Annotated in this window: 8 protein-coding genes and 1 pseudogene; 3 read left to right on the forward strand and 6 right to left on the reverse strand. The window is 72.2% G+C overall.

Features of this window, described 5'->3' with window-relative positions; genetic code table 11:
* Positions 1-59: 59 nt before the first annotated feature.
* The 3 genes and pseudogenes from QFZ82_RS23765 to QFZ82_RS23775 form a co-directional block, all read right to left on the reverse strand.
* Positions 60-1,671 (reverse strand): annotated as a pseudogene (locus QFZ82_RS23765) (cation acetate symporter).
* Complete coding sequence (locus tag QFZ82_RS23770; protein ID WP_307715082.1) at positions 1,668-2,234, reverse strand: DUF485 domain-containing protein; 567 nt, start codon at positions 2,232-2,234, stop codon at positions 1,668-1,670. Before QFZ82_RS23770 ends, QFZ82_RS23765 begins: the two are co-directional and overlap by 4 nt.
* Positions 2,235-2,393: 159 nt before the next feature.
* Entirely contained in the window at positions 2,394-3,944 is a 1,551-nt protein-coding gene (locus QFZ82_RS23775; RefSeq protein WP_373429438.1) for an MFS transporter, read from the reverse strand.
* A gap of 362 nt (positions 3,945-4,306) precedes the next feature.
* Between QFZ82_RS23775 and QFZ82_RS23780 the strand changes: the two genes are divergently transcribed.
* Together QFZ82_RS23780 and QFZ82_RS23785 are read left to right on the forward strand one after the other, a co-directional pair.
* Complete coding sequence (locus QFZ82_RS23780; RefSeq protein WP_177152391.1) at positions 4,307-5,095, forward strand: ABC transporter ATP-binding protein; 789 nt, start codon at positions 4,307-4,309, stop codon at positions 5,093-5,095.
* On the forward strand, positions 5,092-7,668 hold the full coding sequence (locus QFZ82_RS23785; protein WP_307715084.1) for an ABC transporter permease: 2,577 nt from the start codon (positions 5,092-5,094) through the stop codon (positions 7,666-7,668). Before QFZ82_RS23780 ends, QFZ82_RS23785 begins: the two co-directional genes overlap by 4 nt.
* 121 nt (positions 7,669-7,789) lie before the next feature.
* Here the strand turns inward: QFZ82_RS23785 and QFZ82_RS23790 are convergent, their stop codons facing one another.
* The 3 genes from QFZ82_RS23790 to QFZ82_RS23800 are packed head-to-tail and all read right to left on the reverse strand — an operon-like array spanning position 7,790 to position 10,063.
* Positions 7,790-9,208, reverse strand: coding sequence for a DUF2079 domain-containing protein (locus QFZ82_RS23790; protein ID WP_307715085.1), 1,419 nt, complete (start codon positions 9,206-9,208; stop codon positions 7,790-7,792).
* 20 nt (positions 9,209-9,228) lie between these two features.
* Positions 9,229-9,576, reverse strand: coding sequence for a cell wall synthesis protein CwsA (gene cwsA, locus QFZ82_RS23795; RefSeq protein ID WP_307715086.1), 348 nt, complete (start codon positions 9,574-9,576; stop codon positions 9,229-9,231).
* Positions 9,569-10,063 carry a SigE family RNA polymerase sigma factor gene (locus QFZ82_RS23800; protein ID WP_177152388.1) on the reverse strand — a complete coding sequence of 165 codons (495 nt, stop codon included), beginning with the start codon at positions 10,061-10,063 and terminating at the stop codon, positions 9,569-9,571. The genes cwsA and QFZ82_RS23800 overlap by 8 nt, the downstream gene beginning before the upstream one ends.
* A 271-nt stretch (positions 10,064-10,334) precedes the next feature.
* On the opposite strand from QFZ82_RS23800, the gene mfd reads away from it, so the two are divergent.
* Entirely contained in the window at positions 10,335-13,889 is a 3,555-nt protein-coding gene (gene mfd, locus QFZ82_RS23805) for a transcription-repair coupling factor (protein ID WP_307715087.1), read from the forward strand.
* Positions 13,890-13,980: the final 91 nt, after the last annotated feature.

Here is a 13,980-nt window from a genome sequence, read left to right on the forward strand (position 1 = left end):
CGGCGCCCGGCCGTGTGTTCCGGACTCGGGATCACCCGTCCTCGGGGCGCTGCCGACGGTTACGACCCGGGGGTGGATTCCACGGCGCCGGCCAGGATCGCCGGTTCCAGCTCCTCGTAGCGCTGTCGTTCCCCGGCCCGGTCGCGTTCGGACAGGACCGTGCCGAGCCGGCCCGCGAGGAAGCCCAGCGGGACGGACACGAGGCCCGTCGTCGTGAACGGGAACCAGTTGAAGTCCGCGTCCGGGAAGACGGAATGCGGTGCCCCGGACACGAGGTTGCTGCCGGTCATCAGGATCAGCGAGGCGACGGTGCCCGTCACGAGGGTGGCGAGCAGACCCGTGCGGGAGAAGCGGCGCCAGAAGAGGCTGTAGACGAGCGCCGGGGCGACCGCGGAGGCGCCGATGCAGAACGACAGGGTCAGCAGCGCCTGGAGGTTGAGGTGCCGGGCCCCGGCGGCGATGACGAGGGCGACCAGGCCGACTCCGGCCGCGGCGCCCCGGGCGATGGCCGTCTCCGTGCGGGGCGGCAGCGTCGCCCGGCGCAGCCCGTGCGCGACGAGGTCGTGCGCCAGGGTGTTGGCGCAGGCGAGCGTGATTCCGGCGACGGAGGCGAGCAGCGTGAGGAAGATCGCCGTGGCGACCGCCGTGAACAGCAGTGTTTCGAGCGTCGTCGGATCGGAGCCGAGAACGGCCTGCGTGACCATCAGGAAGGCGGTCTTGCCCTGCGGGTCTCCGGCGACGAGCGTCTCGTGCCCGACGACGGCCGCCGCGCCGAAGCCGATGACGACGCTCAGCAGGCAGGTCACGACGACGATGGAGACGGCCCACGACATCGAACGCCGCACGGCGGTGGCGCTGCGCGCGGTGAACATGCGCATCGTGATCTGCGGCAGGACGGCGGCGCCGAGCACGACCGTCAACTGCGTGCTGATCATGTCGATTTCGTCGCCGGCGAACTGGAGCCCGGAGGCGAGGTAGGCGTCGCCCGCCCCGCTGCCCCGCGCGGCGGCGTCCAGCAGTACGGGCAGGCTGAAGTCGAAGCGTTCGAGGACGAGCAGCGTGACGGCGGTGGCCGCCACCAGCAGCACGACGGTCTTGACGATCTGGATGAAGGCGGTGCCCTTCATTCCGCCGATCGCCGCGTACGCGATCATCAGCAGGCCGAGGAACACGATGGCCCCGGTCTTGAACCCGTCGGCGTGGAAACCGAGGACGACGGCGAGCAGGTCGCCCGCGCCCGCGAGCTGGAAGACGACCAGCGGCAGCAGCGCGGTGAGGGTGACCGCGGCCGTGACGATGCGTACGGCGGGGCCGGGGGCGCGGCGGCTGAAGACGTCGCCCATGGTGAACCGGCCCGCTGTTGCGCAGGGGTTCGGCCAGCAGGAACATCATCAGCACCAGGGAGAGCACGGTGCTCAGGGCGAGCGTCACCCCGTCGAAGCCGAGGAGCGCGATGATGCCGATGGTGCCGAGCACGGTGCCGGCGGAGATGTAGTCGCCGGCGATGGCGAGGCCGCTCTGCACGGGCGTCAGGGAGCGGTAGCCGGTGTAGAACTCGCCCAGGTCGTCGCGGTCGGGGCCGGTCATCACGCACAGCAGCAGCGTGACCGTGATGACGGTCATGAAGGCGATCAGCGACATGGTCTGCGCCTCGGAGCTGAAGCCGGTCATGCGTGCGCACCTCCCGGGGGCTGCTGCCACGCGGGGCGGCCAGGACGGCTCGGATCTTCGGTCCGGTCGGCGGCGGCCGTCTCGGCCCGCTCCCGTATGGCGTGCGCGAGCGGGTCGACCCGTCTGCGCGCGATCCGTTCGTAGACCGCGATCGCGGCGAGCGCCACGGGCAGTTGGAGCAGCCCGAGCACGAGTCCGGTGGTGAGTCCGCCGGTGATCCGGTCCGTCATCGTCCCGGGGGCGTAGCCGGACAGGATCAGGAAGAGGACGAAGTAGCCGAGCGCGGTCAGCGTCGCGACGCGGCGCAGCCGGCGGTAGGCCGAGCCGAGTGCGCGCATGTCGCCGCGGTCGGCGGGGGCGGGGGCCGGCTCCGGCTGTTGCCGGGGGGCGTCCCAGCGCTGCTGCGGCCGCCGGCGCGCGGTGTCCCAGGGATCCTGCGGCTGCCCGGCGCCGGCCCAGGGCTGTGGGCCGTCGTCCCAGCCGTGGGACGCCGCGTCGTGGCGGTGGCGGCCGGCCGCTCTGGGCTGCGGGGGTGGTTCGGGGAAGAGCTGGTGGTACGACATCGTTCTCGCTCCTTGCCGCCTCGAGGGACGGGGCGGGTGGCGCTGGTGGTTTGCGTACGTTACTCACCGGTAAAGCCCTTGCGTAAGGGGTTACTGACCGTTCGGTATGTCGTTTCGGTGACGATTCGGCGCGACGGTCCCGCTGCGGTCGACGGCGTCTCAGGCGTCGGGCTTGTCGGCGATGACCGGGAACCTGCGCGGCGCCACGAACACCAGCGCCAGCAGCGCCAGTCCGGCGGCGGCCGCCGCTCCCACGTAGACGTGGTCCACCGCCGCGTCCACCGCCCTGCGGAGCGTGTCGGTCGCCGCGCCCGAGGCGGGGTGCTCCAGCGCCCGCGAGACGGAGTCGAGGTCGCCGCGGCCCAGGCGGGAGACGAGCACGGCGTTGGCGACCGCGCCGAACAGGGCCGCGCCCACCGACTGGCCCACCTGGCGGCAGAAGAGGACCGACGCGGTCGTCGTGCCGCGCTCGGACCAGCCGACCGTGGACTGGACGCCGACGATCAGAGGGAGCTGGAAGAGCCCGAGCGCGGCGCCGAGCAGCAGCATGATGAGCGCCGGATGCCAGGGCGCGCCGGGGAACGGCAGCAGGGGGAACGCGAGCAGGATCAGCATGGCCAGGCCGATGCCGATGATCGCGGTCAGGCGGAAGCCGATGCGTGTGTAGACGTGGTTGGACAGCGCGGCGCTGACCGGCCAGCTCAGCGTCATCACCGAGAGCACGAAGCCCGCCGCGATGGGCCCGAGGCCGAGGACGGACTGCGCGTACGTCGGCAGGAACACCGTGGGCGCCACCATCAACAGGCCGAGCGCCCCCAGGGCGAGGTTCACCGCCGCGATGGTGCGGCGGCGCCAGACCCAGCCGGGGATGATCGGCTCGGCGGCACGGCGCTCGACGACGACCGTGGCGGCGATCAGGACGGCGCTGCCGCCGAACAGCGCGAGGGAGGGCGCCGACAGCCAGGTCCAGGCGATGCCGCCCTGGACCAGGGCGGTGAGGAGCAGGCTGCCCGCCGCGAAGACGAGCAGCGCTCCGGCCCAGTCGACGCGGGGACGGGCCGCGGGCGCGGGGCGGGACGGCTCGACCAGGTGGCGGACGACCAGCCACAGCGCGACGGCACCGACCGGCAGGTTGAGCAGGAAGATCCAGCGCCAGTCGGCGTACGCGGCGAGCAGCCCGCCGATCGCCGGGCCCGCCACCGCCGACGTCGCCCACACCGTCGACAGCCTCGCCTGGATCCGGGGCCGTTCCTTCAGCGGATACAGGTCGGCGGCGATCGTCTGCACCGTGCCCTGGAGCGCGCCGCCGCCCAGCCCCTGGACGACGCGGAACGCGATGAGTGCGGCCATGTTCCAGGCGACGGCGCACAGCAGGGAGCCGATCAGGAACAGCACGATGCCGGCGACGAGGACGGGCTTGCGGCCGAAGGTGTCCGACAGCTTGCCGTAGACGGGCAGGGTGACGGTGACGGCGAGCAGGTAGCCGGAGAACAGCCAGGAGAAGACGGAGAACCCGCCGAGATCGCCCACGATCTGCGGTACGGCGGTGGACACGATGGTCCCGTCGAGCGCGGCGAGCGCCATCCCGAGCATGAGCGCCGCGACCACTGGTCCGCGGCGCCCCGTGGCCGGGTCCGCCTCCCCGCCGCCCTGCGCCGCCGAGGTGCCGGCCGCCGGGGAGGCCGCGCGGCCCCGGGGTGTCTCCTCCACGCTCACGTCAGATCCTTTCCCCCTGCATCTATTTCCGGGGGACACCCTCTCACTTGAACCTGACGCAGGGGGAGGGTGCACGCTCGTCGTACCGCGCCTCCACCTGAGGGTGGAGGGCCCCTAGGGGGTTGTCCTTACTTCCGCTCAGGGAGCGGTCGTCCCGGCGGACGACGAGAACGGCCGGGACCGTTCCTTACCTTGGTCCTACAGCCGCGGTCGGGGCCGCGCACCGGCGGGGGGTGGGCAAAACCCCCGGCCAGGACTGCGCTGCGCACCAGCGCGCATGACCGCTTCTGTCGCAAGACTCGACTCGTACCCGTGGCGATCGGACGTCGTCACTTCCCACAGCTAGGAGACCTACCGTGACTACGGCTGTAACCACCCCCGCCCACGGGGAGACCGGAGGGCGCACGGCCGTCGCCGCACGGGGGCGGCAGGTCGTCAAGGCTTACGGCGCCGGGGAGACCCGGGTCGTCGCGCTCGACCACGTCGATGTGGACATCGCCCGCGGGCAGTTCACCGCCATCATGGGCCCGTCCGGCTCGGGCAAGTCGACGCTCATGCACTGCCTGGCCGGCCTCGACACCGTCACCTCCGGGCAGATCTTCCTCGACGACACCGAGATCACCGGGCTCAAGGACAAGAAGCTGACGCAGCTGCGCCGGGACCGGATCGGGTTCATCTTCCAGGCGTTCAACCTGCTGCCGACGCTGAACGCTCTGGAGAACATCACGCTTCCCATGGACATCGCCGGCCGTAAGCCGGACGCCGCCTGGCTGAACAGGGTCGTCGAGACCGTCGGCCTGGCGGAGCGGCTGAAGCACCGGCCGACCCAGCTGTCCGGCGGCCAGCAGCAGCGCGTCGCCGTCGCCCGTGCGCTGGCCGCCCGGCCCGAGATCATCTTCGGTGACGAGCCGACCGGAAACCTCGACTCGCGGGCGGGCGCCGAAGTCCTCGGCTTCCTGCGCCGCTCCGTCGACGAACTCGGCCAGACGATCGTGATGGTCACGCACGACCCGGTCGCCGCCTCCTACGCGGACCGCGTGCTCTACCTCGCCGACGGCCGGATCGTCGACGAGATGCTCCGGCCCACCGCCGACGCCGTCCTCGACCGCATGAAGGACTTCGACGCCCGGGGGCGTACGTCATGAGCGTCCTCAAGACCTCTCTGCGCAACTTCTTCGCGCACAAGGGCCGCATGGCCCTGTCCGCGGTGGCGGTGCTGCTGTCCGTGGCCTTCGTGTCGGGCACGCTGGTGTTCACCGACACCATGAACACCACGTTCGACAAGCTCTTCGCCGTGACCGCCTCGGACGTCACCGTCAGCCCCAAGGGCTCCGGCGACGACGAGAGCCCGGCCGCCGGCAGGCCCGAGGCCCTGCCGGCCTCCCTCGTCGACGAGATCGCCTCCGCGGAGGGTGTCGCCTCCGCCGAGGGCGCGGTCATGAGCATGAGCGTGACCGTCGTCGACTCGGCGAACAAGAACATGGGGTCCGACGGCGGAGCCCCGACGATCGCCGCCAACTGGACGAAGAACGAGCTCAAGTCCATGGAGATCACCTCGGGCCACGCGCCCCGTGGCCCCACCGAGGTGATGGTCGACGCCGACACCGCCGACAAGCACGGCCTCAAGCTCGGCGACGAGCTGCGCACGATCGCCGTCACCGGCGACCTCACCGCGAAGATCTCCGGTATCGCCTCCTTCAAGGTCACCAACCCGGGTGCGGCCGTCGTCTACTTCGACACCGCGACCGCCCAGCGCGGACTCCTCGGCAAGGAGGGCCAGTTCACGCAGATCCTGGTCACCGCCGCGCCCGGCGTGGCGGACGAGCAGCTCAAGAAGAACGTGGCCGCCGCCCTGGACGCCCCGTACAGGCTGCAGACCGCGAAGGAAGCGGCGGACGCGGGCCGCGAGGAGGTCGGTTCCTTCCTCGACGTGATGAAGTACGCGATGCTCGGCTTCGCCGGGATCGCGCTCCTCGTCGGCATCTTCCTGATCGTCAACACCTTCTCGATGCTGGTCGCCCAGCGCACCCGTGAGATCGGCCTGATGCGGGCGATCGGCTCCAGCCGCAGGCAGGTCAACCGTTCCGTGCTCGTCGAGGCGGTGCTGCTCGGCGTGGTCGGCTCCGTCGCCGGCGTCGCGGCCGGTGTGGGCCTGGCCGTCGGGCTGATGAAGCTCATGGGCGCGGTCGGCATGAACCTCTCGACCGACGACCTGACCGTGAAGTGGACGACCCCCGCGGTCGGCCTGGCGCTCGGCATCGTCGTGACCGTGCTCGCCGCCTACGTCCCGGCCCGCCGGGCTGGCAAAGTTTCCCCGATGGCCGCCCTGCGCGACGCCGGAACCCCGGCGGACGGCCGGGCCGGACGGGTCCGCGCCGTCATCGGCCTCGTCCTCACGGGCGTCGGCGCGGCCGCGCTCGTCGTCGCCACCCGGGCCGACAAGGCGAGCGAGGGATCGATGTTCCTCGGCCTGGGCGTCGTGCTGTCCCTGATCGGCTTCATCGTCATCGGCCCGCTGCTCGCGGGCGTCGTGGTCCGGGTGATCAGCGCCCTGGTGCTGCGGATGTTCGGCCCGGTGGGGCGCATGGCGGAGCGCAACGCGCTGCGCAACCCGCGCCGGACCGGAGCGACCGGCGCCGCCCTGATGATCGGCCTCGCGCTGGTGGCCTGCCTGTCCGTGGTCGGCTCCTCGATGGTCGCCTCGGCGACACAGGAGCTGGACAAGTCCGTCGGCGCGGACTTCATCGTGCAGTCCTCGGCCAACGACGGCCGGGCGATCGTGCCGAAGGCCCAGCAGGCGCTGGAGAAGGCGCCGGACATCGCGCACATCACCGAGTACCGGTCCGTGCGGGCGAAGATCACCGGCCCCGACGGCGCCTTTGAGGACCTGAACCTGGTCGCCGCCGACCCGACGTACGCCGACGACCTGCGCCGCGAGACCGTGGCGGGAGAGCTGAAGGCCGCGTACGGCAAGGATGCGATGTCCGTCGGCGACGACTACGCGAAGAAGCACGGCGTGAAGGTCGGCGACTCGATCCAGGTGGCGTTCAGGAACGGGCGGCGCGCCGACTTGAAGGTCGCCGCGATCACCTCCGACGACACGAACGTCGACAAGGGCGCGATGTACCTGAACCTCACGACCGCCGCCCGGTACGTCCCGGCCGACAGGATGCCCCAGAACATGATCATGTTCGCCAAGGCGGTGGACGGCAAGGAGAAGGAGGCCTACGCCGCCCTGAAGAAGTCGCTGGCCGACTACCCGCAGTACAAGGTGCAGAACCAGACCGACTTCAAGCAGGACCTCAAGGACCAGGTCGGCCAGCTGCTGAACATCGTCTACGGCCTGCTGGCGCTCGCGATCATCGTCGCGGTCCTCGGTGTGGTGAACACCCTCGCCCTGTCGGTGGTCGAGCGGACCCGGGAGATCGGCCTGATGCGCGCGATCGGCCTCTCGCGCCGCCAGCTGCGCCGCATGATCCGCCTGGAGTCGGTCGTCATCGCCCTCTTCGGCGCGCTGCTCGGACTCGGCCTGGGCATGGGCTGGGGCGCCTCGGCGCAGAAGCTGCTGGCGCTGGAGGGCCTGGGCGTCCTCGAGATCCCGTGGCCGACGATCATCACGGTCTTCGTGGCCTCGGCGTTCGTGGGCCTGTTCGCGGCGCTGGTGCCGGCGTTCCGCGCGGGCCGGATGAACGTACTGAACGCCATCGCCACGGAGTAGCGCGGCGGCGGGCCCGGTACGGGGGTACGGGCGCGGCACGAAGGCGGCGGCCCCGGGAGTCCACGACGGACGCTCGGGGCCGCCGCCGTGCGCGGGTGAGTCGGGGCGGGCGGCCGGGGTGTCAGGCGCGGCGCTCCAGCACGACGTAGCCGCCTGCCGCACCGGCCTGCCGGTAGCGCGCCTCGGGATGGAGCCGCCGTGCGTACGCCAGCGGGTCACCGGCCCAGCCGGAGCGGTTGTCCAGGGCGATGAAGTCCGGGGTCGTCCCTCGTGCGTTGCCCACCCACAGGACTCGGCAGCGGCCGGTGAGCCTGCTGATCGGTCCGACGTTCGCCTCGACCGTCGCACCGTCGGGGATGCGGGCGAGCAGGTCCTCGACGGCCGTCACCGCCGCGCTCTTGCGGTAGGCGGCGGGGTCGGTCAGGGCCGACAGCGGCAGTGCGGTGGTGAGCGCGAGTGCCGCGCCGGCCGCACAGGCGGGCAGCCGGTGCGCGTACGCCCGTAGCCACGGGCGGCGACTGCGGTCCGCCCTGCGGACCGCGTCGGCGAGCGCGAGGGCGAGAACCGGCATCAGCACGGCGCTGTAGTGCCAGTCCGTGGACCAGTAGTGGTCGTCGGCGGACAGGAAGCGCCAGCCGACCGTGGGCAGGGCCACGAGAAGCAGGGGCGAACGGAGGGCGAACAGGCCGGTGGGCAGGAGCAGCCAGGCCAGCGTGCGGAGTTTGACGTCGGCACCGGCCAACGGGGACAGACCGCCGTCGATCTTGTCCCAGTAGTCGTAGCCACCCGTGGTGTTGAAGGCCGGTATGACGACGGTGAGCGTCAGCAGGGTGGCCGCCGTGCCGAAGGCGGCGAGCCCGAGCCCGCACAGGGCGCTGCGCGGCGCCGCCCGGCGGGCGCGCCAGGCCACGACGAGCCCGATCGCCGCGGCGGTCAGGCCCAGGTCCTCCTTGACCAGCACCAGGGGCGCCGCCCACATCAGGGCGGCGTGCCACCGTCCGCGCAGGAGGGCCTCCAGCGAGAACGCGACGAGGGGGACCGCGAAGCAGATCTCGTGGAAGTCGAAGTCGACCGCGCGCTGGATGCCCCACGACAGTCCGTAGGCGACGGCGACCGCGAGCCCGGACGCGCGTCCGAGCAGACGGCCGGCCGCGCGGGCGACGGGAACGGCGGAGAGCGCGAAGAGCGCCGACTGGGCGACGAGCAGGGTGACGGGGGAGGGGAAGAGCCGGTACGCGGGGGCCAGCAGAGCGGTCACGGGGCTGAAGTGGTCGCCCAGTATGTGGGTGCCCGGTCCCTTCAGGTCGGCGATGGGCGCCTGGAGGCGGGAGTAGGCGCGGATCGCCTGCTCGAAGATGCCCAGATCCCAGGAGAGGGTCTCCATACGCCGGTACCGCAGCACGGAGACGGCCGTGTAGGCGACGAAGAGCGCGAGCGCGAGGGCGTACGGCGAGCGGTCCCGGCGCCGCGCGGGCACGGCGGGCGAGGTGCCGGGACCGGGCATCGCGTTCTCGGGCGTGGCGAGGAGAGCTCCGTGCATGGCGGGTGAACCTCTTCGGGTCAGGAGGGCATCGACGAGGACGCGCCGGGCGGAACAGTGGGCGTGGGGGAGAGACTGCCGGGCAGGTCCGGCCCGATCGGTGAAGGCAGCTCCGACGAGGGCGGCGCCGCCGGCGGCGCGGGGCCGTCCGACGCGAGCCGCAGCCCGGCGAACGCCCCCGCCCCCGCCAGCACGCACACGGCGCAGGCCGCGACCAGGGCATGGCGACGGCGGCGGCGCCGCGTCCCGCGCTCGGCGATCACGGCGACCGGTTCGGGCACGACCCCGCCCGCCCCGGCCGCGGCCGCCCGTTTGAGCGCGTCGCCGAGGGCCTCGTCGTCCCGGAAACCCCTGGGGAACTCAGACACCGTGGTCCTCCTCGGCGGTGAGCCGGGGCCGCAGTGCGGCCCGTGCGCGGGAGAGGTGCGTCTTGACCGTCCCGGAGGACAGGCCGGTCTCGGCCGCCACCTGCTCGACAGTGAGATCGCAGACGTAGTGCAGGACGGCGACCCGCCGCTGCCGGTCCGACAGCCCGCGCAGCGCGTCCACCAGGACGACCGTCCCCGGTTCCGGTTCGGGAGCCGTCGGCGGCGCGCCGCCGTGCCGCCTGCGCCACGCCTCGTCGGACCGCCCGCGCCTGCGCCACCGGCTGACCGCGAGCCTCCAGGCGACCGTACGGATCCACGCCTCGGGCCCCGCGTCGCGGGAGAGCCGGGAACGCCGCGCCCAGGCCCGTACGAACGCCTCCTGGACCACGTCCTGGGCCTCGTGCAGGTCCCCCGTCATCAGGTAGAGCTGTCCCACCAGCGGTTTGAGGGAGTGAGCGTAGAACTCCTCGAACTCCTCGACGGTCAATGCGGCTCCCGGTCGGTCGGACGCGTCCGGGTTCGGACAGGTCTCACTGCCTGTACGCCCGGCGGACCGCATCCGGTTGACACCGGGACCGGAGAAATTCCGGCTCCCGGCCGGCGGCGCGGGATCGGGACGCGGGTGTCGTACCGCCGTCGTACGCTGGAGACCCCCGGCACGCCCCTGGTCTTCGACATGGGGAACCCAGACGTGTCGGGCGCATCGCGTTGCCCACCCCCGGGGATCCTCCCGGATCCTCCTGGACGGAAAGCCCTTCATGAGCCTGCACGGTCTGCTGGATGCCGTCGTACGTGACCCGGCGCTCGCCGAAGCGGTCAAGGCGGCCGGGGACGGTCGCCGGATGCACGTCGATCTGGTGGGGCCGCCCGCCGCGCGGCCCTTCGCCGTGGCCGCCCTCGCCCGCGAGGCGGGCAGGCCCGTGCTGGCCGTCACCGCGACCGGCCGCGAGGCCGAGGACCTGGCCGCTGCGCTGCGCTCGCTGCTGCCCGGCGAGGGCGTCGTCGAGTACCCCTCCTGGGAGACGCTGCCGCACGAGCGGCTGTCGCCCCGTTCCGACACGGTCGGCCGCCGCCTCGCCGTGCTGCGCCGCCTCGCGCACCCCTCGCCCGACGACCCGGCGGCAGGCCCCGTCCAGGTCGTCGTCGCGCCCGTGCGCTCCGTGCTGCAGCCGCAGGTCAAGGGCCTCGGCGACCTGGAGCCCGTGGAGCTGCGCACCGGTTGGCAGGCCGATCTGAACCAGGTAGTGGAGGGCCTCGCCGCCGCGGCGTACTCCCGGGTCGAACTGGTCGAAAAGCGCGGCGAGTTCGCGGTGCGCGGCGGCATCCTGGACGTCTTCCCGCCGACCGAGGAGCACCCCCTGCGGGTGGAGTTCTGGGGCGACGACGTCGAGGAGATCCGTTACTTCAAGGTCGCCGACCAGCGCTCGCTGGAGGTCGCCGAGCACGGGCTGTGGGCGCCGCCGTGCCGCGAGCTGCTGCTGACCGACGACGTACGGCGGCGGGCCGCGGCGCTCGCCGAGGCGCACCCGGAGCTCGGGGAGCTGCTCGGCAAGATCGCCGAGGGCATCGCGGTCGAGGGCATGGAGTCCCTGGCCCCCGTGCTCGTCGACGACATGGAGCTGCTGCTGGACGTCCTGCCGAAGGGCGCCATGGCCGTGGTGTGCGACCCGGAGCGGGTGCGGACGAGGGCCGCCGATCTCGTCGCGACGAGTCAGGAGTTCCTCCAGGCGTCGTGGGCGGCGACCGCGGGTGGCGGGGAGGCCCCCATCGACCTCGGCGCGGCCTCGCTGTGGGGCATCGCGGACGTACGGGACCGGGCCCGCGAGCTCGGCATGATGTGGTGGTCGGTGTCCCCGTTCGCCGCCGCTCCGACATCAGCCGACGAGTCGGCGGGCTCCCTCGACGAGGACACGCTCAAGCTGGGCATGCGCGCCCCGGAGACGTACCGCGGCGACACCGCCCGGGCGCTCGCCGACACCAAGGGCTGGCTGGCCGACGGCTGGCGCACGGTCTACGTCACCGAGGCGCACGGGCCGGCCTCCCGCACGGTCGAGGTGCTGGGCGGCGAGGGCATCGCGGCCCGCCTCGAAGCGGACCTCGCCGAGATCTCGCCGTCCGTCGTCCATGTCGCCTGCGGCTCCATCGACCACGGTTTCGTCGACCCGGCGCTCAGGATCGCCGTCCTCACCGAGACCGACCTGTCCGGCCAGAAGGCGGCCGGCAAGGACGGCCAGCGGATGCCGACCCGGCGCCGCAAGACCATCGACCCGCTCACGCTGGAGACCGGGGACTACATCGTCCACGAACAGCACGGCGTCGGCCGCTACATCGAGATGGTGCAGCGCACCGTGCAGGGCGCGACCCGCGAGTACCTGCTCGTCGAGTACGCCCCGGCCAAGCGCGGCCAGCCCGGCGACCGGCTCTACATCCCCACCGACCAGCTGGAACAGGTCACCAAGTACGTGGGCGGCGAGGCGCCGACGCTGCACCGGCTCGGCGGCGCCGACTGGACCAAGACCAAGGCGCGCGCCAAGAAGGCGGTCAAGGAGATCGCCGCCGACCTCATCAAGCTGTACTCGGCCCGGATGGCCGCCCCCGGCCACGCCTTCGGCCCCGACACGCCCTGGCAGCGGGAGCTGGAGGACGCCTTCGCGTACGTGGAGACGCCCGACCAGCTGTCGACGATCGCCGAGGTCAAGGAGGACATGGAGAAGACGGTCCCGATGGACCGCCTGATCTGCGGCGACGTCGGCTACGGAAAGACGGAGATCGCGGTGCGGGCCGCCTTCAAGGCGGTGCAGGACGGCAAGCAGGTCGCCGTCCTCGTCCCGACGACGCTGCTGGTGCAGCAGCACTTCGGCACGTTCTCCGAGCGCTACTCCCAATTCCCGGTCGTCACCCGCGCGTTGTCCCGCTTCCAGTCCGACGGGGAGGCCAGGGCGACGCTGGAGGGCCTGCGGGACGGTTCCGTCGACATCGTCATCGGCACGCACCGGCTCTTCTCGTCCGAGACGAAGTTCAAGGACCTGGGGCTGGTCATCGTCGACGAGGAGCAGCGCTTCGGCGTCGAGCACAAGGAGCAGCTGAAGAAGCTCCGTGCCAACGTGGACGTGCTGACCATGTCCGCCACGCCCATTCCGCGGACCCTGGAGATGGCGGTCACGGGCATCCGCGAGATGTCGACCATCACGACGCCTCCGGAGGAGCGGCACCCGGTGCTGACCTTCGTCGGCCCGTACGAGGAGAAGCAGATCGGCGCCGCCGTGCGGCGCGAACTGCTGCGCGAGGGACAGGTCTTCTACATCCACAACCGCGTCGAGTCGATCGACCGGGCGGCCGCGCGGCTGCGGGAGATCGTGCCCGAGGCCCGGATCGCCACGGCCCACGGCCAGATGGGCGAGAGCGCCCTGGAGCAGGTGGTCGTGGACTTCTGGGAGAAGAAGTTCGACGTGCTCGTCTCGACGACCATCGTCGAGTCCGGCATCGACATCTCCAACGCCAACACCCTCATCGTGGAGCGCGGCGACAACTTCGGCCTCTCCCAGCTGCACCAGCTGCGCGGCCGCGTCGGCCGCGGCCGCGAGCGGGGTTACGCGTACTTCCTCTACCCGCCGGAGAAGCCGCTCACGGAGACGGCGCACGAGCGCCTCGCGACGATCGCCCAGCACACCGAGATGGGCGCCGGCATGTACGTCGCCATGAAGGACCTGGAGATCCGCGGCGCGGGCAACCTGCTCGGCGGCGAGCAGTCCGGCCATATCGCGGGCGTCGGCTTCGACCTGTACGTGCGGATGGTCGGCGAGGCGGTCGCGGACTACCGGGCCTCGCTGGAGGGCGGTGTGGAGGAGGAGCCGCCGCTGGAGGTCAAGATCGAGCTGCCGGTCGACGCGCACGTCCCGCACGACTACGCGCCGGGCGAGCGGCTGCGGCTCCAGGCGTACCGCGCGGTCGCCTCCGCCAACTCGGAGGAGGACATCAAGGCGGTCCGCGAGGAGCTCACCGACCGCTACGGCAAGCTGCCGGAGCCCGTCGAGAACCTGCTGCTGGTGGCCGGCCTGCGGATGCTGGCGCGGGCGTGCGGTGTCGGCGAGATCGTGCTCCAGGGGCCCAACATCCGTTTCGCGCCCGTGGAATTGCGCGAGTCGCAGGAGCTGAGGCTGAAGCGGCTGTACCCGCGCACGGTGATCAAGCCGGCCGTCCACCAGATCCTGGTCCCGCGCCCGACGACGGGCAAGATCGGCGGCAAGCCGGTGGTGGGCCGCGAACTGCTGGCGTGGACGGGCGAGTTCCTCACCACGATCCTGGGGTCGTAGCGCTCGTAGCGCTCGTAGCGCTCATGGCGCTCGGCGGCCGGGGCCGGCCCCCGGTGCACCCGCGGGGGTCGGAGCTCGTCCAGCTCCAGTA

This window comes from Streptomyces sp. V4I23, assembly GCF_030817975.1.
Lineage (GTDB): Bacteria > Actinomycetota > Actinomycetes > Streptomycetales > Streptomycetaceae > Streptomyces.

Coding starts and splice junctions, on each gene's coding strand:
- QFZ82_RS23770 (WP_307715082.1), bottom strand. CDS start 2,234: ATGTCGTACCACCAGCTCTTCCCCGAACCACCCCCGCAGCCCAGAGCG.
- QFZ82_RS23785 (WP_307715084.1), top strand. CDS start 5,092: ATGAGCGTCCTCAAGACCTCTCTGCGCAACTTCTTCGCGCACAAGGGC.
- QFZ82_RS23790 (WP_307715085.1), bottom strand. CDS start 9,208: ATGCACGGAGCTCTCCTCGCCACGCCCGAGAACGCGATGCCCGGTCCC.
- mfd (WP_307715087.1), top strand. CDS start 10,335: ATGAGCCTGCACGGTCTGCTGGATGCCGTCGTACGTGACCCGGCGCTC.